13 protein-coding genes and 1 pseudogene are annotated in these 19,076 nt (G+C 71.8%); 7 read left to right on the top strand and 7 right to left on the bottom strand.

Annotated features, from left to right (window positions below; all coding sequences use genetic code 11):
* Positions 1-334 precede the first annotated feature (334 nt).
* A complete protein-coding gene (locus ACFPZI_RS21985; protein ID WP_381365556.1) occupies positions 335-3,016 on the top strand; it encodes an ATP-binding protein in 2,682 nt (893 codons plus the stop codon).
* A 554-nt stretch (positions 3,017-3,570) separates the two neighbouring features.
* Here the strand turns inward: ACFPZI_RS21985 and pcaDC are convergent.
* From pcaDC to pcaH, 4 genes are read right to left on the bottom strand one after another with little or no spacing between them, the layout of a single operon-like run.
* Complete coding sequence (gene pcaDC, locus ACFPZI_RS21980; RefSeq protein WP_381365553.1) at positions 3,571-4,695, bottom strand: bifunctional 3-oxoadipate enol-lactonase/4-carboxymuconolactone decarboxylase PcaDC; 1,125 nt, start codon at positions 4,693-4,695, stop codon at positions 3,571-3,573.
* Positions 4,692-6,068, bottom strand: coding sequence for a 3-carboxy-cis,cis-muconate cycloisomerase (gene pcaB / locus ACFPZI_RS21975; protein ID WP_381365550.1), 1,377 nt, complete (start codon positions 6,066-6,068; stop codon positions 4,692-4,694). The genes pcaDC and pcaB overlap by 4 nt, the downstream gene beginning before the upstream one ends.
* A complete protein-coding gene (gene pcaG / locus ACFPZI_RS21970; protein WP_381365547.1) occupies positions 6,065-6,670 on the bottom strand; it encodes a protocatechuate 3,4-dioxygenase subunit alpha in 606 nt (201 codons plus the stop codon). The genes pcaB and pcaG overlap by 4 nt, the downstream gene beginning before the upstream one ends.
* A gap of 5 nt (positions 6,671-6,675) precedes the next feature.
* Positions 6,676-7,476 (bottom strand): protocatechuate 3,4-dioxygenase subunit beta, encoded by an 801-nt coding sequence (pcaH, locus tag ACFPZI_RS21965; RefSeq protein ID WP_381365544.1) that lies wholly within the window; start codon positions 7,474-7,476, stop codon positions 6,676-6,678.
* A gap of 288 nt (positions 7,477-7,764) precedes the next feature.
* On the opposite strand from pcaH, the gene ACFPZI_RS21960 reads away from it, so the two are divergent.
* A complete protein-coding gene (locus ACFPZI_RS21960; protein WP_381365541.1) occupies positions 7,765-8,232 on the top strand; it encodes a MarR family winged helix-turn-helix transcriptional regulator in 468 nt (155 codons plus the stop codon).
* A gap of 168 nt (positions 8,233-8,400) precedes the next feature.
* Here ACFPZI_RS21960 and ACFPZI_RS21955 read toward each other — a convergent pair whose 3' ends face one another.
* Positions 8,401-9,414 (bottom strand): DUF3048 domain-containing protein, encoded by a 1,014-nt coding sequence (locus tag ACFPZI_RS21955; RefSeq protein ID WP_381365538.1) that lies wholly within the window; start codon positions 9,412-9,414, stop codon positions 8,401-8,403.
* Positions 9,415-9,649: 235 nt separating this feature from the next.
* Between ACFPZI_RS21955 and ACFPZI_RS21950 the strand changes: the two genes are divergently transcribed.
* Together ACFPZI_RS21950 and ligD are read left to right on the top strand one after the other, a co-directional pair.
* Complete coding sequence (locus tag ACFPZI_RS21950; protein WP_381365535.1) at positions 9,650-10,840, top strand: zinc-dependent alcohol dehydrogenase; 1,191 nt, start codon at positions 9,650-9,652, stop codon at positions 10,838-10,840.
* A gap of 53 nt (positions 10,841-10,893) precedes the next feature.
* Positions 10,894-11,274: pseudogene (gene ligD / locus ACFPZI_RS21945) on the top strand (non-homologous end-joining DNA ligase LigD); the annotation flags it as partial.
* Positions 11,275-11,359: 85 nt separating this feature from the next.
* Here the strand turns inward: ligD and ACFPZI_RS21940 are convergent.
* Positions 11,360-13,576: an OmpL47-type beta-barrel domain-containing protein gene (locus ACFPZI_RS21940; RefSeq protein ID WP_381365675.1), complete on the bottom strand. Its 2,217-nt coding sequence runs from the start codon at positions 13,574-13,576 to the stop codon at positions 11,360-11,362.
* A gap of 8 nt (positions 13,577-13,584) precedes the next feature.
* A complete protein-coding gene (locus ACFPZI_RS21935) occupies positions 13,585-16,095 on the bottom strand; it encodes a ThuA domain-containing protein (RefSeq protein ID WP_381365532.1) in 2,511 nt (836 codons plus the stop codon).
* Positions 16,096-16,354: 259 nt separating this feature from the next.
* On the opposite strand from ACFPZI_RS21935, the gene ACFPZI_RS21930 reads away from it, so the two are divergent.
* The 3 genes from ACFPZI_RS21930 to ACFPZI_RS21920 all read left to right on the top strand — a co-directional run bounded on the left by ACFPZI_RS21930 (position 16,355) and on the right by ACFPZI_RS21920 (position 19,009).
* Positions 16,355-17,356, top strand: a complete 1,002-nt coding sequence (locus tag ACFPZI_RS21930; RefSeq protein WP_381365529.1) for a multicopper oxidase domain-containing protein — start codon at positions 16,355-16,357, stop codon at positions 17,354-17,356.
* 138 nt (positions 17,357-17,494) lie between these two features.
* Complete coding sequence (locus ACFPZI_RS21925) at positions 17,495-18,535, top strand: LacI family DNA-binding transcriptional regulator (protein ID WP_381365526.1); 1,041 nt, start codon at positions 17,495-17,497, stop codon at positions 18,533-18,535.
* 225 nt (positions 18,536-18,760) lie between these two features.
* Entirely contained in the window at positions 18,761-19,009 is a 249-nt protein-coding gene (locus ACFPZI_RS21920) for a WhiB family transcriptional regulator (protein ID WP_381214154.1), read from the top strand.
* The last annotated feature ends 67 nt before the right edge of the window (positions 19,010-19,076 follow it).

The raw sequence follows: 19,076 nt of genomic DNA, 5'->3' as shown, positions 1-19,076 counted from the left end.
GAGGTTCCGTGGGCCGCGAGTGCGTGCCCCGTGAGCGCGCCGGCCCGAGCGGCCGGGCATCCGGGCATCCGGGCATTCCGGTCCCCGGGGGTCCGGCCCGGGAGTCCCCGACCCGCATCCATGCTCCCTGCCGAAACGATCCGACACTCCGTCACCTACTCGTCTTTTGAAAGGTGTTGACCATCGTTCCCTTGGTGAGCGGGAGGGCGCGTCGACCCCTGTACCCGGTGTCACCCGTCACGGCAAGAGCCCGGCCGGTACCGCTCCGTCGGGGCCGTCGGAGGACTACGCTCGACGCCGGTACGTCGTTCGGGCGACTTGGGGAGGCAGCGGAATGACGGAGGTGCGGCCCACGGCATCGGCCTCTCTCTGGGAGCGGGACGAGGAGATCGCCGCCATCACCGCGGTGGTCGACACCCTGTGCGCGGACCGTTCCTCGCCCGGCAGCCTGCTGGTGCTGCGGGGCGAGTCGGGGCTGGGCAAGACCGCGCTGCTCGCCGAGACCCGGCGCATCGCCGAACAGCGCGGCTGCACCGTGTGGTCGGCCCGCGGCGGCGAGACCCTGCGCACCGTCCCGTTCAACGTCGTACGCCAACTCCTCCAACCCGCGCTGGTGTCGATGCTGCCGGAGGAGGCCCGCGAGTACCTCGGCGACTGGTACGACATCGCCGGCCCCGCCCTGGGCATCGCCGAGCCCGGCGACCGGCACGCCGACCCGCAGGGCGTCTGCGAGGGCCTGGTCGCCGCCGTGCGCCGGCTGGCCCGCCGGGACTGGCCGCTGGTACTGACGATCGACGACGCCCACTGGGTCGACCAGGAGACTCTGAATTGGCTCTCCGCTTTCGCGGAAAGCCTGGCGGACCTGCCCGTTCTTGTCGTGGTCGCCCGCCGGCCCGGAGGCGTCTCTGGGGTGAGCACCCGCCACCTGGACGCCATCGCCGCCGCGGCCGAGCACCCGGTCACTGTCCTCAGCGCGCTGACCCCGCCCGCCGCGGCCGGCCTCACCCGCGCCACCCTCGGCGAGAACGCGGACGCCGCGTTCTGCCGCGAGGTGTGGGCCGTCACGGGCGGCAACCCCTACGAGACCGTGGAACTCCTCGCCAAGGTCCAGGACAGCGAACTCGAACCCGTCGAGGCGCACGCCGGTGAACTGCGCGCGCTGAACCGCTCCGCCCGCGGCGGCGGGCTCGTCGCCCGGCTGGAAGAACTCGGCATAGACGCCACCCGGTTCGCCTGGGCCGCCGCCATCCTCGGCAGCGACATCACCGTCGACCTGGTGGCCGAGCTCGCCACCCTCGACCACGACGACGCCATCCGCTGCGCCGAGCGGCTGCGCAGCACCCGTATCCTCACCGACCCCGACCCCTGCACCGGCCGTACCGGACCCGCCGACCTCGAGTTCGTCCACCCGCTGATCGCCACCGCCGTCTACAACTCCATCCCCGACGCGCTGCGCCGCGCCATGCACGGCATCGCCGCCCGGATCGTCACCGACTCCGGACGCGGCGCCGCGTCCGCCTCCCGCCACCTCCTCGAAGTGCACCCGGACGACGACGAGGAACTCGTCCGGCAACTGCGGGACGCCGCCGGTGAACACCTCGCCGTCGGCGCCCCGGACGCCGCCCGCCGCTGCCTGGAGCGTGCCCTGGAGGAACCGCCCCGCCCCGAGGTCCACGCGCGCGTGCTCTACGAACTGGGCTGCGCCACCTTCCTCACCGCGCCCGCCCGGACCATCGGCCATCTGCGGACCGCGCTCGGCATGTCCGGCCTCGACGGGGACGCGCGGGTGGACGCCGTGGTCCGGCTCTCCCAGGCGCTGCTGCACAACAACCAGATGGAGGAGGCCGTCCGCACCGTCGAGGAGGAGGCCGCCCGGCTGGAACCCGGCCCCGCCCGGATGCGGCTGCAGGCCGTGCAGTTCATGTGGGAGGGCCTCCACGCCGGCGAGACCACCGCTCCCGGCCGTTCCGAACGCCTCGCCGCCCTCGCCGCCACCTGCACCGGCCGGGACAACTCCGAACGCGCGCTGCTCATTCTGCGCGGCTTCGACGCCATGATGCGCGGCGAGAACGCCGAAGTGGTCGCCGAGAACAGTGACCGCGTCCTCGTCAACGGCCGCCTCGCGCCCGGACTCGGCTGGACCGACGCCGAGTGGGGCGTCGAACTGCTGCTGATGCTGGCCGGCACGTACGTCTACACCGACCGCCTCGACCGCGCCGAAAGTCTCTACAGCGAGGCCCTGCGCTCCTACGAGACAGCCGGCTGGAGCGGCGGCCACCTGGCCCTCGCCCACGCCTACGTCGGTCTCGCGCACCGCAGGCGGGGCCGCCTCGTGGCGGCGGAGAAGTCGCTGCGCGAATCCCTGCGTCTGGCCGAACGCGTGGGCCGCGGCCTGCCCCTGTACTGGACGGCGACCTGCAACCTGGTCGACACCCTGCTCGTCCGCGGCCATGTGGACGAGGCCTGGGAAGTCGCCGAACGGCACGGGTTCGCGCCGCCCTATCCGTCCACCATCGTGCTGCCCGACCCCCGCTCGGTGCGCGGCAGGCTGCTGCTCGCGGTCGGCCGTACGAAGGACGGCATCAACGAACTGGAGGCCGCCGAGAAGGCTGCGGCCTCCCGCGGCCACCACAACCCCGTCCACCTGTTCTGGGCCGCCGACCTCGCCCGCGCCCTCGCCACCGAGGACCCGGCCCGTGCCGCCCGGCTCGCCGTCGAGTACCGCAGCCAGGCCGAGCGCTTCGGCACGGACACCGCCATAGGCGAGGCCCTGCGCTGCGCCGCCGCCCTGGAGACCGGCCGGCGGGCGGTGCGGCTCGCCGCCCGGGCCGTCGCCTACCTGGAGTCCTCACCCTGCCAGTACGAACACGCGGCGGCCCGCGTCGAGTACGGCATCCTCGCCCGCTCGCGGACCGACCTGGAACGGGGCCTGGCTCTCGCACGCTCCTGCGGCGCGGACGGCCTGGCCGCCCGCGCCGAGGCCGAACTGACCACGACGACCGGCCGGGCCCAGTGACCTGAGCCGGAAATTCCTCGGCAGATCGGCGGATGTGATGCATCCGCCGAATCCGGTGGAGCTCACGAATGCCTCTGGCCACAGCCTCCCTCGGCCACCGCGGATGCATCGAGCGCCCGGCAGGAACTGCCCAAGGATCTCCGGCTCAGGGCACTGGACCGCCGGCTCGGCCACGACCCCGGGAGGAGAGCGGGGCAACCGGCCCCTGTGACGCTCGGGCTCACAGCCGACCGCGTCCCGCTCGGCCACCGGGCGCAGTGTCACCCGCATGTTCCCGGGTGGGGCGCCGGCCGGTGAGGACCTGCCCGGGACGTCCGGTCGGCCGCGGGCCCGCGCCCCGACCGGTGCCGGTCCACAGTGCTGGGCGGCAGCAGACTCGTCACCGACGTCACTGACGTCACCGACGTCACCGACGTCACCGAGGGAAGAGGATCAGCCCGTTCACCGGCCGCCCCGCCGGTCCGGGCCCGCACGGCCCGCCCGCTGACGGACCGTGGCGTCCCGCCGTCCCGGACCCTTTCCTGCCCGTCGCCCACTGGGTCGGCAGCGTGTCACTACGGCCCCTCGGTCTCCTCCGCCAGCACCCGCTGGGCCGTGGCGAACGCCGAGTTGGCCGCCGGGACTCCGCAGTACACCGCCGTCTGCAGCAGGACGGCCCCGATCTCCTCCGGGGTCAGCCCGTTGCGCCGGGCCGCGCGGACGTGCATGGCCAGTTCGTCGTAGTGGCCGTGGGCGACCAGGGCGGTGAGCGTGATCATGCTGCGTTCGCGGCGGCTGAGCGTGGGATCGGTCCACACCTCGCCCCAGGCGTAGCGCGAGATGAAGTCCTGGAACCGCGCCGTGAACGGCGTCTGCCGCGCCTGGGCCCGGTCCACGTGCGTGTCCCCGAGAACCTCGCGCCGTACCCGCATCCCGCTCGTCGCGTCCCCGCCGAAGTGGGCCCGCAGCGCCGTCAGCACCGCCTCCGGGCGCTCCGCCGGCGCCAGATGCGAGGCACCCGGGATCTCGACGAGCCCCGCCCCCGGCACCGCGTCGGCGATCTCACGCAGATGCGCCGGGGGCGTCGCCGGATCCTCCCGGCCGGCCACCAGCAGCGTCGGCGCCCCGATCTGTGCGAGGCGGTCCCGCAGATCGAACGCGGCCAGCGCGTCGCAGCAGGCGGCATACGCCCCGGGATCGGCGTCCCGGTGGTCGCGGACCAGCTCCGGCACCGTGAAACCGGGCGTGAACCAGCGGGAGTCCGCGCTCTTTGCAAGCCCCGCGAGGCCCTCGCTCCGCACCAGTGCCGCCCGCTCCTCCCACGCCTTCGCGCCGTTGAAGTGCGCCGAGGAACAGATCACGGCCAGCGACGACACCCGCTGCGGATACCGCACGGCCAGCTCAAGACCCACCGCGCCGCCCAGCGACACCCCCGCGTAGGCGAACCGTTCGATGCCGAGCGTGTCGGCGAGTGCGATCACCAGATCCGCCAGATCGCCGACGGTCGCGCCGGGGCCGATCAGCCCCGGCGCCGAACCGCCGTGTCCCGGCAGGTCCCAGCGGACCACCCGGTGCGTGGCCGACAGTTCGGGCGCCACCTTGTCCCACAGGGCGTACGACGTGCCCAGCGAGGGGCCGAGCAGCAGCGGGTGAGCGGAACCGGAGCCTTCGATACGGTGGTTGAGGAGAGTGTCGGTCACGAGCGCTCCAGTGCACGGTCGGTGAGGGGCCCGGCGGAGCCGGTGTAACGGGTGGGGTCGGTCGCGGCGGTGAGGTCGAAGCCCTTCCACTCCGGGCGCTCGGCCAGCTCCGGTTCCTCCGCGAGGAGTTCATCGAGCATGTCGCCGAGCAGCGTGCCGAGGTCACGGCCCTCCGCGTACGCGCGCCGCGCCAGGCCGGTGAGCAGTTCCTTCGCCCGGCCGCGCCCGAGAAGGGGTGCCAGTTCGGCGGACAGCCGCTCGGAGACGATCAACCCATGGGTCAGGCCGAGGTGTTCGCGCATCACGTCCGCGTGCACCCGCAGTCCACCGGTGAGTTCGGCCGCGTTCCGGGCCGCGCCGCCGGCCAGGCGCAGCAGCTCCCGCAGCGGCTCCCACTCGGCGTGCCAGGACCCGGCCGGCCGCTCGTCCTCGGCCACCAGCGAGCCGTACAGCGTGGCCGCGAGCTGCGGCGCCTGGCGGGCCGCCGCCGCGATCAGCGTCGAACGCACCGGATTGGCCTTGTGCGGCATGGCCGAGGACCCGCCGCCGCTGCCCTCGGAGACCTCCGCGATCTCGGTGCGGGAGTACGTGAGCACGTCCGCCGCGAGCTTGCCCAGGGCCCCGGCGGTGAAGGCGAGAGCGCCGGCGAGATCGGCGACCGGCGTGCGCAACGTGTGCCAGGGGAGAGCGGGCGTGCGCAGTCCGAGCTCCCGGGCGTAGAGCGCGGGAAGTCCGGTCGGGTGCGTCGCCCCGTACGCTGTGAACGCGGCCAACGTCCCTGCTGCGCCGCCGAGTTGGGCGGGGAGCGAAACACGTACGGCCGTCGTCCGGTCGCGGGCGTCGAGCACGAGGGAGCGCCACCCGGCGGCCTTCAGCCCGAACGTCGTCGGCACCGCGTGCTGGGTCAGCGTGCGTCCCGGCAGCACCGTGTCGCGGTGCTCGGCGGCGAGGCCGGACAGCGCCCGCTGGGCGCGGTCGAGGTCGTCGAGGAGCGGGCCGAGGGCGCGGTGGGCCACCAGCATCAGAGCGGTGTCCATGATGTCCTGGCTGGTCGCCCCCCGGTGCACATAGGGGCCGTAGGGCTCGCCCACCGCCCGGGTCAGATCCGCGACCAGCGGGATCACCGGGTTCCCACCGCCCCGCGCCCGCTCGGCGAGGGACGCGAGGTCGAAGCGCCCGGGGTCGGCGGCCACCTCCGTGACCGCCGCCGCCGCCTCGGCGGGGGCGAGCCCGGCCGCCGCCTGCGCCCGGGTCAGCGCGGCCTCGGCGTCGAGCAGCGCCCGCAGGACGGCACCGTCCCCGGCCTCGGCGGCGGCCGGGGAACCGGCCCACCCGGGGGCGAGCAGACCGGTGCCGGCATCGGCTGATGTCACTGGAACTCCAGGAAGACCGTTTCGCCCTCGCCTTGAAGGCGGACGTCGAAACGGTACGTCCCCCGCCCCTCGTCCGCCGCGATCAGCGTGTCGCGGCGGTCCGCGTCGAGCCGGGACAGCAGCGGGTCCGCCGCGAGCGCGGCCTCGTCGCCCGGCAGGTGGATCCGGGTGAACAGATGCGTCAGCAGGCCCCGCGCGAACACACACAGACTGAGGTGCGGCGCGCTTCGCCCCCGTGCCCCCGGCCGCAGCGTGCGCACGTACCAGTGGCCGTCGGCGTCGGTCTGGATCCGGCCGAAGCCGGTGAACTCCACCCCGTTGCGGCCCAGGAAGTCGCCGCTCGCCGGGTCCCGCCGCATCGAACCGTCGGCGGTCGCCAGGTTGCCCTCCGGGTCCGGCCCCCACACCTCCAGCAGCGCGTCCGGCAGCGGGTTGCCCTCGCCGTCGTACACGTAGCCGTGCACGGTGACGGTGTCCGGGTGGCCGGCCGGCGCGATGTCCTCACCGCCGCGGAACGGCAGCGCATAGCCGTAGAAGGGGCCGACGGTGTGCGAGGGGGTGGGCAGCACGTTCTCCGGATTGCCCGTGTCGATCTTCGTCATGACGGTCAGCGCCCTTCTTCCATCCAGGTGGCCCGCGGCCCGTCGAGCACGATGTCCCAGTGGTAGCCGAGGGAGAACTCCGGCACCGACAGACTGTGGTCGTAGGTCGCCACCAGCCGCTGACGGGCCGCGTCGTCGGTCACCGACTGCAGAATCGGGTCGTACGGGAACAGCGGGTCGCTGGGGAAGTACATCTGCGTCACCAGCCGCTGGGTGAAAGCGGTGCCGAAGACGGAGAAATGGATGTGCGCCGGGCGCCACGCGTTGACGTGGTTGCGCCATGGATACGGTCCCGGCTGGATGGTCGTGAAGCGGTAGAAGCCCTCGGCGTCGGTGAGGGTGCGGCCGGCGCCGGTGAAGTTCGGGTCCAGCGGTGCGTCATGCTGCTCACGCTGATGGGCGTACCGTCCGGCCGAGTTGGCCTGCCAGACCTCCACCAGCTGGCCGCGCACGGGACGGCCGTCGCGGTCCAGCAGCCGTCCGGAGACGGTGATCCGCTCTCCGAGGGGCTCGCCGGGGTGCTGCCGGGTGAGGTCGTTGTCGGTCTCGGTGACGTCCCGTTCCCCCCAGGCGGGGGAGGACAGCTCCACCAGCTCGGGGTCCTTGGTCACGTCGACCGCGATCGCCGGCTGCCGGGGGTGGCGCAGCACCGACGAACGGTACGGCCGGTAGTCGCGGCGTGGGTGGTGCTCGACCGGGGCACCGCTCGCCACCCGCTTCTCGTACGCGGCGTGCTCGGCCGCGATCTCCTGGTCGATGTCGTGCTGAGTGAGAACGTTCGTCACAGAGGCCACCACCTTGTCCATCCGAGGTACCCCATCCCTTCCGGCCCGGTCGGCCGGACGCGTGTCGTCGGTCTGCGTCGCCAGTCCCGAATTAGTCAGGGCACTGAGTATTTTCGCAGCGGTTCCCTCACGCTGCCATCGCTGGGCAGGGGCGTCAATACCCCGGTGCCTCCTGCGTCGATGTCGGTATGGACCGCAGACAGGGTCGGTCTTGCACGGGTATTGTTCAGTGCACCAACGAATCGCAGCAACGAACTGCAGTAACCGACTGCAGTAATGGATCGACGGCATCGGCAGTGAGGGGCGTACATGGCCGCGGTGGACCTCACCACCCATCCCGGGCACCTGGCCCGGCGGCTCCAGCAGGCGCACCACCTGCTGTGGAACACGATGGTCTCCGAGGAGATCACCTCCCCGCAGTTCGCGGTCCTCAACGCGCTCGTCGCCGAGCCGGGCCTGGACCAGCGCACCGTGGGGGAGCGGGTCGGGCTGGACCGGTCCACCATCGCCGAGGTGATCGGCCGGCTCATCCGGCGGGAACTGCTGGACAAGGTCCGTGACCCGCAGGACGGACGCCGTTTCCTGCTCCGGCTCACGGATGACGGCCTGCGCACCCACCGCAAGCTGGCGGTGCGCACCGCCCGGATGAACCAGATCTTCCTGGGCCCGCTGGACGCCGACGAGCAGGCCGCCTTCTTCACGTTGATCCGGCGGGTGGCGGACGCGGCCGAGGGGCTGCGCCACCCCGGCGAGCCTACGGCTCCGGTGATCCGGTGATCCGGTGATCCGGTAACCCGGTACCCCGGTACCCCGGTACCCCGGTACCCCGGTGGCCCGGTGGCCCGGTGGCCCGGTGGCCCGGTGGCCCGGTGGCCCGGTGGCCCGGTGATCCGGCGGTCCGGCGGTCCGGCGGGTCCGGTGGTCCCGCCGGTCGCCCCGAGCTGATCAGGTGGCCTTCGTGTAGACCACCCACACCTGCCCCTGCGCGAAGTTCACCTCGGTGCCGTCGTCCGTCGTGAACGCGGTGCCGTCCGAGGCGTCCGGGCGGCTCCAGTGGACGTCGTGGGCGCGCCCGTCGCGCAGCACGGTGGCCGTCCCGGAGCCCACCGTCTCGGTGTACGGCGTGTTGTTGCCGCGGGAGTCGTGGTAGTCGGACGGGCGGACGGTCACGTACTGAACGACGACGGTCGCGGGCGCCACCGGCTCGCCCCGCGCGGTGACCGCGGGGGTGCCGTCCATGGAGACCAGCCAGCGGTCGCGGGCGTCGGACCAGCTGAAGGTGAAGCGGGCCGCCGGATAGCGCACCGTGCGCGTGCTCGTGGGTTCGCCGCCCGGGGGCGGCGGGCCGTGGCGGAAGCCGGTGGTCAGCGAGGCCCGGCCGGGCGGCTCGTCCATGAGCTGCCGGGGCTGGAGGAAGAGGTTGTGCGGGGCGGACCGCGTGGTGCCCCGGACGTAGACGCCCGCCCCCGAGCCGGGTGTCCCGGGCGTCAGGGGCTCCAGCGGCGCCCGGTCGATCAGCGGCAGCAGTCTGCCCTGCGCCCCGGAGAACGCCAGGATCGGCCGGTCGAACTGGCGCAGCAGCTCCAGGTCGGCCTCCCGGGCGCTGCGCACCGGCCCGACGGACTCGGGCAGCCGGGTGGCGTAGATCGCCATCAGCCGGCTCAGGCCGCCCTCGACCTGCTCGACGTACACCACGTCCGCCGACTCCAGGCCCGTCTGGGGGCGGGCCGCGGGGACGTTGTCGATCTTCACCGCGAGGACCGGCGGGCGGTCGCCCCCGTGGGTTTCGTCCGTTTCGCCCGGGCGCGACGGACGCGGCGAGCCGCGTCCGTCGTCACCCGGACCGTTCGACGCCGTGCAGCCCGCCGCCAGACCGGCCGCCAGCAGCGTCGCCAGCAGCGCTCTCGCCGTCGCGACGCGTCGTGCGCGTGCTCTTCGTCCCGTGCCCACCGTCGCCACTCTGCCTGCCTCACATCATCGGTTGTCTCGATTGTGCGCTTTTCTGATTGTCGGTGGCCATACCTGATCGGTGGTGCTCCCGCGCGGTGGCTTCCGCCGATCGGCCCAGTGGGGGAGCGGTTCGGCATCGGCCACCCGGGTACCCGGAGCGCCCGCCGTACGGACGGCAGACAGCACGCACCGGCGGACCGTACGGACGGCGTACCGGCCACGACGACGCAGGGAGCAGGCGGCGATGAGGGCAGTGACCTGGCAGGGAAAGCGGGACGTTCGCGTGGAGGAGGTGCCCGACCCGCGGATCGAGGAACCGACGGACGCCGTCATCCGCGTCACGTCCACCGGACTGTGCGGTTCCGACCTGCACCTCTACGAGGTGCTCACCCCGTTCATGACCCCGGGTGACATCCTCGGTCACGAGCCCATGGGCATCGTCGAGGAGGTCGGTGCCGGCGTACCGGACCTCCAGGCCGGTGACCGTGTCGTCGTGCCGTTCCAGATCGCCTGCGGCAACTGCTGGATGTGCCTCACGGGCCTGCCCACCCAGTGCGAGACCACCCAGGTCAGCGCCGAGGGCATGGGCGCGGCCCTGTTCGGCTACACCCGCCTCTACGGTGCGGTGCCGGGCGGCCAGGCCGAGTACCTGCGGGTCCCGCAGGCCCAGTACGGCCCGATCAAGGTCCCCGAGGGGCCGCCCGACGACCGGTTCGTCTACCTCTCCGACGTCCTGCCCACCGCCTGGCAGGCGGTGGCCTACGCCGACGTCCCGAAGGGCGGCAGTATCGCCGTGCTCGGCCTCGGTCCCATCGGTGACATGGCCTGCCGGGTCGCCCGGCTCAAGGGCGCAGACCGGGTCTTCGGCGTGGACCTGGTCCCGGAACGACTGCGCCGGGCGCAGGAACGGGGCGTGGAAACCTTCGATTTGCGCTCCTTCGACGACGAGAAGGAACTCGTCACCGCGATCCGTGACCGGACCGACGGCCGCGGCCCCGACGCCGTGATCGACGCCGTCGGCACCGAGGCACACGGCAGCGCGGCGGCCCGCATGGTGCAGAACACCGCGGCGCTGCTGCCCCGGAAACTCAGCGGCCCCCTGGCCGAACGCTTCAGCGTCGACCGGCTCGCCGCCCTGCACACCGCGATCGACCTGGTGCGCCGCGGCGGCACCGTCTCGGTGTCCGGCGTCTACGGCGGCACGGCCGACCCGATGCCCCTGCTCACCATGTTCGACAAGCAGATACAGATGCGCATGGGGCAGGCGAACGTCCGCCACTGGAGCGACGAGATCATCTCCCACCTCACGGACGGCGACCCCCTCGGCGTCGAGGACTTCGCCACCCACCGCCTGCCGCTGTCGGACGCACCCCTGGCCTACGACATGTTCCAGCGCAAGCGGGACGGCGCGGTCAAGGTCCTCATGCAGCCGTGAACCCGGCATGATCCGAACGAGAGGCCCTATAGCCTGTCCGGCACATCCCCGCCCGCTCAGAACGCGGAGAGCGGATCTTCGTGGACTACAACCAGACGGCCCGCGACCGCATCATCGCCTCCGCCTGCTCCGTACGCCCCCGCCCGCACGCACCCGTCTCGGCGCCGCTGCGCTGGGACGAGGTGCCCGTCGCGCACCCCAGGGACTTCGATCTCGCGACCATGCCCGCGCGCTTCGCCGAACTCGGCGATGTGCACGCGGACATGGGCGATCACAGATTCTCGCTCGAACCCCTGCTCGAACTCGCCCGACGGGACGAGCACGACCACGGACTCGGCGATCTGCCCTACCCGCCCGAGTATCCGAAGATGCCGGGGGAACCCGGCCGGGTACAGCCGAGCCGGGTCAGGAAGCCCGGAACCGCGGCTTCCTGACCCGGCGCACCGCTTCACCTTCGCAGGGAAATCAGCGCTGTGTCACGGCAGTTCGTGCTACCGCAACCGTTTCACGGCAGTGGTTTCACGGCAGTTCCTTGATCCGGACGTCCCGGTACGAGACCACGTCCGTCGTGCCGTGCACCTGGAGGCCGAGGTAACCGGAGGCGAACCGCCGCCCGTCCGTGCCCGGGTCGTCCGAGCGCGGCGGGGTGAAGTCCTGACCACCGGTGTTGTCGAACTCGTTGATCAGCACACCGTTGCGGAAGACCGAGTAGTGCTGGCCCTCCACCCGGATCTCGTAGTCGTTCCAGGTGCCCTTCTGGGTCACCCCCGCGCCGGCCAGGCCCACCCGGTCGAAGCCGTAGACCGAACCGGTCTTGTACATGTCGCCGGTGGGCGAGTCGAACACCTGGACCTCGTGTCCGTACTTGATGGCGGCCCACTCCGGCCGGGTCTCCTCCGGGTGGTCGTGGATCTGCGGGAACCGCACGAACACGCCGGAGTTGGCGTTCCCGGCACCCGGGGCGTCGTCACGCCACTGCAGCTTCAGCGAGAAGTCGCCGTACTTGCGCTCGGGGAACCACAGCATGCCGAGCCCGGACTTCGTGGTGCCGGACGTGATCGATCCGTCCGGGTTCAGCGCGAACGAACCACCGCCCACCTGCTGCCACTTGGCGAACGCCGCCGCGCTGCCGTCGAGGATCTTGCGGTAGCCGTCGGTCTGGCCCGGCTCGCCGATCCCGGACTGGCGGGCCGCCTGGTTGACGGCCCGGTACTCGCGCTGGTCGACGACACCTTCCTTCCTGAGCTTGTCCAGCACGCTCTTCACGTGCTTCAGGAACAGCGCGCTGGACGTCCACTCCTTCTCGTCCTCGATCAACTCGCCGATCCGGCACCGGTTGTTGGTGACCCGATTGGGTACACCCGAGTCGACCTCGCCGACGATCACCGTCAGGCGCTCGTCGTACTCGGGGCAGGGCGGCGGCGGGACCTGGCCGGTCACGACGGTGAAGCTCACCGTGAGCGGTGCGGAGGTGTTGCCCGCCTTGTCGCGCGCCCGGTACGCCACGGTGTGCCGGCCCGCCCGGTCGACGACCACGGGCCCTGTGTACGCCAGGTAGGGCCCGGAGTCGAGCGAGTACTCGATGGACGCGACGCCGGAACCGCCCGCGTCGGTGGCGCTGATGGTCACCTTCGCACTGCCGATGTAGGCCCCGGCGGAGTTCTTCGACCCCTCGACGCCCACGCCCGTCACCGGCGGGGTGGTGTCCTGCGGGGGCGCGGTGACGACGGTGAAGGCGACGCTCTTGGCCGCCGAGACGTTGCCCGCCCGGTCGGTGGCGCGGTAGCGCACGGTGTGGGTGCCGACCTGATGCACCATCACCGGGCCGCTGTACGCCTGCCAGGCGCCCGCCGCACCGACCGCGTACTCGATGGTGTTGACACCGGAGCCCGTGTCGGAGGCGCTGACGGTGACGGTCGCCATGTCGATGTAGGCGCCGTCGGCGTTCTTCTCGCCGTCCACCGTCGCCGAGGTCTCCGGCGCGGTGGTGTCGTCCGTCGGCGGGGCGACGACGGTGAACTCGACGCTCTTCTCCGCCGAGACGTTGCCCGCCCTGTCCAGGGCGCGGTAGCGCACCGTGTGCGTGCCGACCTGGTCGACCACCACCGGTGCGGTGTACGGCTGCCAGGCGCCGTCGGCGCCGATCGCGTACTCGATCCGGTCGACGCCCGAGCCCTCGTCGGTCGCCGTGAGGGCGACGCTCGCCGAACCGACGTACGCGCCTTCGGCGTTCCTCGTGCCGGTCACCTCGGCCGTCGCCTTCGGCGCCGTGGTGTCCTCCCCGCTGCCCTCGGTCACCACCAGGATGCCCTGCATCATGCCGTGGCCGGGAATCGTGCAGTGGTAGAAGTAGCGGCCCGGGGTGAGCGTGACCTCGGCGGTGTGCCGGCCGCCCTGGGCGTCACCGGGGTTGGCGAGGATGTTCAGCTGGACGTCGTTGTTGAACTCGGGGTCCGACGTGGCGAACGTCAGCGTGTGCGGCATACCGGTGGTGTTGCCGGTGGCCACGCTGTTCTCGAAGACGATCGTCGCCGGTCCGGCCACCGCGGTCGCCGGTGCCGAGAGGTACTTGTCGATGCCGTTGCCCGCGGTCCAGGTGAGCACCTGGTCCGCCGCGGCCCCGGCCTTCCCCGCCTGCCCCGCCTCCGGCTCGCCGGCGGCGGAGACAGTCTGCAGGCCGAGCATCATGAGGAGGGTGGCCAGCAGGGCGGCCCAGACTCTTCGTTGTTGGCGCATCACTGGTTTCACTCGGCCTTCCTCGCCAGCTGACCGGCGGCCGGGGTCGGTCCGCCGCCCGTGTAGGTGACCCGCCACAGCGCGGACTTGGAGTCCGAGGTGAAGAAGCCGCGGCCGTAGTCGAGGACGTACAGCGCGCCGTCCGGACCGAACTTCCAGTCCATCAGGTTCTTGATGCCGGCATCGCCGACCGGCACGATCTTCTTCAGCGACTCCGAGTGCACCGGCAGTCCGCCGTCGCCCTGCGTCTTCGGGTTCATGAGCACCGCGTTGCGCGGCTGGTCGGCGTCGTAGAAGTCGCCGACGAACCACTTGCCGTCCCAGTAGGCCGGCCACTTGGTGTCACTGCCGCCGGCCTCGTCGTAGCGGTAGACCGGCCCGTTCATCGCGGCCTGGCCGCCGCCCTTGAGCCAGGGCAGCTTGTAGGTGGCCTCGTCCTGCTTGTAGGACGGGACACCGTTCGCGTCGCGGGGGAAGTCCGGGCCACCGCCCTGCGGTGAGTACCAGATGTTGTTGCCGGTCACCGGCGGCAGATTGACCAGACCGTCGTTGTTCGGCGACTCGTTCTTCGGGTGGTCGCAGTCGTACCAGCCCAGCGGCCGCGACGGATCGGGCAGATTGCGGTCCCGGTAGGGCTGGTTGTTGCCCATGCAGTAGGGCCAGCCGCGGTTGGACGCCTTCGTGATCACGGCGAAGGTGTCGTACTTGGCCGGGCCCCAGGTCGTCGACGGCTGACCGGCGTCCGGGCCGACCCAGCCGGCGTAGAGCACGTCGGTCCGCGGATCGACGGAAATGCGCGCCGGGTTGCGCACGCCCATCACATAGATCTCGCCGCGCGTCTTGCCGCCGCCCTCGGCACTCTCCTTACCGGTGAACAGGTTGCCCTCGGGGAGGGTGTACGTGCCGTCCGGCTCCGGGTGGATGCGCAGGATCTTGCCGTTGAGGTTGTTGGTGTTGCCGGCCGTGCGGCGCGCGTCCGCGAAGGAGACGCCCTTGTAGTTCGGCTCGGGGTTGTTGCCCGAGTAACCACCGCTGAAGCCACTGGAGTTGTTGTCACCGGTGGCGATGTACAGGTTGCCCTTGGAGTCCCAGGCCAGCCCGCCGCCCGAGTGGCAGCAACTGTGGATCTGCACCGGCCAGTCCAGCAGGACCTTCTCGCTGGCCAGGTCCAGCTTGCCGGTGGACTCGTCGAACGTGAAGCGGGAGACCCGCCGTTCGGCCATGCGCTTGTCGCGGTCGATCTCCGAGTGGGGCGTGTAATGCAGGTACACCCACCCGTTCCGCTCGAACCGCGGGTCCAGCTCGATGCCGAGCAGGCCCTCCTCGACCTTGACCAGTTCGTCGCCGCCGCCCTTGTTGCCGAAGACGGTGAGCGCCCCGGCCAGGGTGACCTTCTCGGTCCTCGGGTCGTAGACGTGGATCTCGCCCTTGCCCTTGCCGATGTCCGGGTTGTTCCAGTCGGTGACCACGGGCTGCGAGGAGTCGGCGCCGCCGCGGCCGATGGAGAAGACGCGGCCGTCGGGGGCGGTGACCAGTCCGTGCGGCTCGCCGATCTGGTCGTTCTGGCCCGGCTGGTTGGGCCGGGTCAGCCGCTTGGCCTCGTAGTTGCCGTTGATGGTGGCCTTGCAGTCGGCCCGTACCAGCCGGGTGGTCCACAGCAGCGCGCCGCGCAGGTGGTCGCGGAAGTCGGTCTCGTCGTACGACGACACCGTGCCGCCCATCCCGGTGTAGAAGGACCGTCCGCCGTCGTAGTCGCGGCACCAGCTCACGGGGTGGTCCGCGCCGTTGGCGCTCGCCCCCGGCTGGTAGGTCGACTCGCGGACCCGGGCGACGGTGTGCACCTCGCCGGAGGGGTTCCGCGTCCAGTTCAGCCACGTGTCGGGCCGCTTCCACTCCTGCGGCAGGCCCTTGGCCGCCGGGTGCTGCCGGTCGCCGACCTCGACGGTCGCCCGCTGGACGTTCGTTGGGCCGGACGCGGCCGGGCGGGCGCCGATGAGACCGGTGAACCAGTCCGAGTACGGCTCCGCGCGGGCCGCGTCATGAATGCCGACGAACCCGCCGCCGGCCTCCATGTAGGCCTCCAGGCCCGCCTCCTGGGCCGGGTCGAGGACATCCCCGCCGCCGGTGAGGAACACGACCGCGTTGAAGCGGCTCAGCCTGGTGTCGTTGGTGAAGACCGAGGCGTTGTCCGTCGCCGTGACCTCGAACCGCTGGTTCTGCGGACCGGACAGCCCGATCTTCTCGATCGCCTCGATCCCGGCGTTCACCAGCGACGACTCGTCGCCGGCCGCGGCGGAACCGTGGAACAGCAGCACCCGTACGTTCGCGCCGCCCGGGGGCGACTTGATCGACATCGTTGTCAGGGCCGGATCCGGGGCCGGGCGTGCATGGGCGGCGGGACCCGACAGCAGTCCGGCGACGACGACCCCGGCGGCAACGGTCGCCGCCCAGGCCCTTCGCCTCGTTCTGTTCGCTCTCGTGCTTCTTGCGCTTCTCGTGCTCAACCCGTGCAAGCGCATGGGTCCTTGATGCGATGTGAACCGCACGTGGCCACCCACCCCTCCTTGGTCGCAGCAACAGCGTCAAGGACGCTAGACCCCTTTGCGTCACTCGCCAATACCTATGGCCGCAATGAAACGAACTTTGTCCTGAGTGTGGATAAACGGGGGAGTGGCCGCTACGGTCTCTCAGGTTCATGACAGCCACTTCACGGCCGGCGTGCACACGCCTTTCGATGCTCGGCACCATCGAGTCCCGTACCAGTAAGGGGAGTTCGGCATGGATAGACGCGGCTTCAACCGGCGGGTGCTGCTGGGTGGCGCGGTCGCGGCGACATCGTTGTCCCTCGGGTCCTCCGAGGCGGTGAGCGCACCGACACCGGCAAGGACGGCTCCCGCGGGCGGCGAGGTGAGGCACATCAAGCTGTACGCCGAGCGCCTGGACGGCGGAAAGATGGGCTACGGCCTGGAGAAGGGCAAGGCGTCCGTCCCCGGCCCGCTGATAGAGCTCAACGAGGGCGACACGCTGCACGTCGAGTTCGAGAACACCATGGACGTACCGGTGAGCCTGCACGTCCACGGCCTGGACTACGAGATCTCCAGCGACGGCACCAAGATGAACCGCAGCGACGTCGCACCCGGCGGCACCCGCACCTACACCTGGCGCACCCACAAGCCCGGACGGCGCTCGGACGGCACCTGGCGGTCGGGCAGCGCCGGCTACTGGCACTACCACGACCACGTCGTCGGTACGGAACACGGCACCGGCGGCATCCGCAACGGCCTGTACGGCGCGGTGATCGTGCGGCGCAAGGGAGACGTCCTGCCGGACCGCACGCACACGATCGTCTTCAACGACATGACGATCAACAACAGGCCCGCCCACACCGGCCCCGACCTCGAGGCCACCGTCGGCGACCGCGTCGAGATCGTCATGATCACGCACGGCGAGTACTACCACACCTTCCACATGCACGGTCACCGCTGGGCCGACAACCGCACCGGCATGCTCACCGGACCCGACGACCCGAGCCAGGTCATCGACAACAAGATCGTCGGACCCGCGGACTCCTTCGGCTTCCAGATCATCGCGGGGGAGGGGGTGGGGGCGGGCGCCTGGATGTACCACTGTCACGTCCAGAGCCACTCCGACATGGGCATGACCGGGCTGTTCCTGGTGAAGAAGCCGGACGGCACGATCCCCGGCTACGACCCGAACGAACACCGGCACGGCCAGGAGCCCGCCCCGGAAAAGAGCGAGAGCGGGGAACACGAGCACTGACGGGGTTCGGGCCGCGGGTCAGGGGGCACGGGTCAGGGGACACGGCCGTACAGCGGGGCACCCTCCGGCGAGAGCGCTCTCACCGCTCGGGGCACCGGGGCTATCCTGATCCGCAGCCGCAGGTGAGGAGCCCCCGACGTGACCGAGACAGTGCCGCGCCCCACCCTGGAGGCCGTGGCCGCGCGGGCCGGGGTCTCGCGGGCCACCGTCTCCCGTGTGGTCAACGGCGCCGACGGCGTCACCGAACCCCTGGCCGAGCGGGTCCGGCAAGCGGTGGAGGAGCTCGGCTACGTGCCCAACCGGGCCGCCCGCAGCCTGGTGACGAACCGGCACGACGCCATCGCCGTGGTCGTCGCCGAACCCGAGAGCCGCGTCTTCGCCGACCCCTTCTTCGCCCGCCAGCTGCGCGGCATCAGCAGGGAGCTGACGGCGCACGACAACCAGCTCGTACTGCTGCTCACCGAGGGCCGCCACGACCATGCCCGCGTCGCCCGCTACCTGGCCGGCGGCCATGTCGACGGCGCGCTGGTCTTCTCACTGCATCTCGACGACCCGCTGCCCGAGCTGATCCAGCGCGCGGGGGTCCCGGTCGTGTTCGGCGGCCGGCCCGACTGGTCCGGCGGTGGGAACGGCGTCGTCTACGTCGACAGCGACAACCGCGGCGGCGCCCGCGACGCCGTACGGCACCTGCTCGGCCTCGGCCGCGGCCGGGTCGCGCACATCACCGGCGCCCTGGACCAGACCTCGGCCGTGGACCGGCTGGACGGCTACCGGGACGCCATGGTCGACGCCGACCCGCAGCTCGTCGCGGAGGGCGACTTCACCCTGGCCGGCGGCGAGCGGGCGATGCGGGAGCTGTTGGAGAACTGCCCCGGTCTGGACGCCGTGTTCGCCGCCAACGACCTCACGGCGGTGGGCGCGCTGCGGGTGCTGCGCGAGCACGGGCGGCGGGTGCCGGACGACGTGGCGGTGGTCGGCTTCGACGACATGCTGCCGTTCGCCGAGCAGACCGACCCCCCGCTGACCACCGTCCGTCAGGACATCGAGGAGATGGGCCGGCTGATGGCCCGGCTCCTGCTGCGCGGCCTCGACCGCACCGCCGCCGCGCGCGAGACCGTGGGCGGGGCCCCCTCCAGCGTGATCTTCCCGACGACCCTGGTACGCCGCGCCTCCGCGTGAGGCCCGCGGCCCCTGCCCGACGGTACCCGCGCCTTCGCGCGAGAACGCTCCGCGCGCCGCCGTGTGTTTCGGCGCCGGTGCGGGCATCGTTCGTGCGGTCGGAGCGGGCGGGTGCCGATGTGGGAGTGGGCGCGGGGGCGGAGGCGGGCGCGGGTCCGAGGTCCAGGGCGCCGCGTTGATCCGTCGTTGAGCGAATGTTTTTCACCGCCCGGCACGCTGTCGGGCATGCACATCGACACCATCGCGTCGCCCGACCTCGCGTGGCAGGAGGAGGCCCTGTGCGCGCAGACCGGGGGAGATTTCTTCTTCCCCGAGCCCGGCAGCTCGGTTCGTGACGCCAAGCGGATCTGCGGCCTGTGCCCCATCCGGGCCACCTGCCTCGACTACGCCATGACCAACGACCTGCGCTTCGGCGTCTGGGGCGGACTCTCCGAGAAGGAGCGGCTGGATCTGCGGCGTACGCCCCGGCGCTGATGGCCGAGGACAGCGGCCGCAGCGGCCCGGAGGGGGAACCCTGACCGGGGGAAACGACGACGGCGGG

The sequence above is a fragment of the Streptomyces chlorus genome (genome assembly GCF_042655885.1).
Lineage (GTDB): Bacteria > Actinomycetota > Actinomycetes > Streptomycetales > Streptomycetaceae > Streptomyces > Streptomyces chlorus.
Note: the sequence above shows the minus strand (reverse complement) of the source record. Positions and strands in the feature narration are given on the sequence as shown.

Coding starts and splice junctions, on each gene's coding strand:
- ACFPZI_RS21960 (WP_381365541.1), top strand. CDS start 7,765: ATGGCCGCGGTGGACCTCACCACCCATCCCGGGCACCTGGCCCGGCGG.
- ACFPZI_RS21920 (WP_381214154.1), top strand. CDS start 18,761: ATGCACATCGACACCATCGCGTCGCCCGACCTCGCGTGGCAGGAGGAG.
- ACFPZI_RS21985 (WP_381365556.1), top strand. CDS start 335: ATGACGGAGGTGCGGCCCACGGCATCGGCCTCTCTCTGGGAGCGGGAC.
- ACFPZI_RS21940 (WP_381365675.1), bottom strand. CDS start 13,576: ATGCGCCAACAACGAAGAGTCTGGGCCGCCCTGCTGGCCACCCTCCTC.
- pcaG (WP_381365547.1), bottom strand. CDS start 6,670: ATGACGAAGATCGACACGGGCAATCCGGAGAACGTGCTGCCCACCCCC.
- ACFPZI_RS21950 (WP_381365535.1), top strand. CDS start 9,650: ATGAGGGCAGTGACCTGGCAGGGAAAGCGGGACGTTCGCGTGGAGGAG.
- ACFPZI_RS21935 (WP_381365532.1), bottom strand. CDS start 16,095: ATGCGCTTGCACGGGTTGAGCACGAGAAGCGCAAGAAGCACGAGAGCG.
- pcaH (WP_381365544.1), bottom strand. CDS start 7,476: ATGGACAAGGTGGTGGCCTCTGTGACGAACGTTCTCACTCAGCACGAC.
- ACFPZI_RS21930 (WP_381365529.1), top strand. CDS start 16,355: ATGGATAGACGCGGCTTCAACCGGCGGGTGCTGCTGGGTGGCGCGGTC.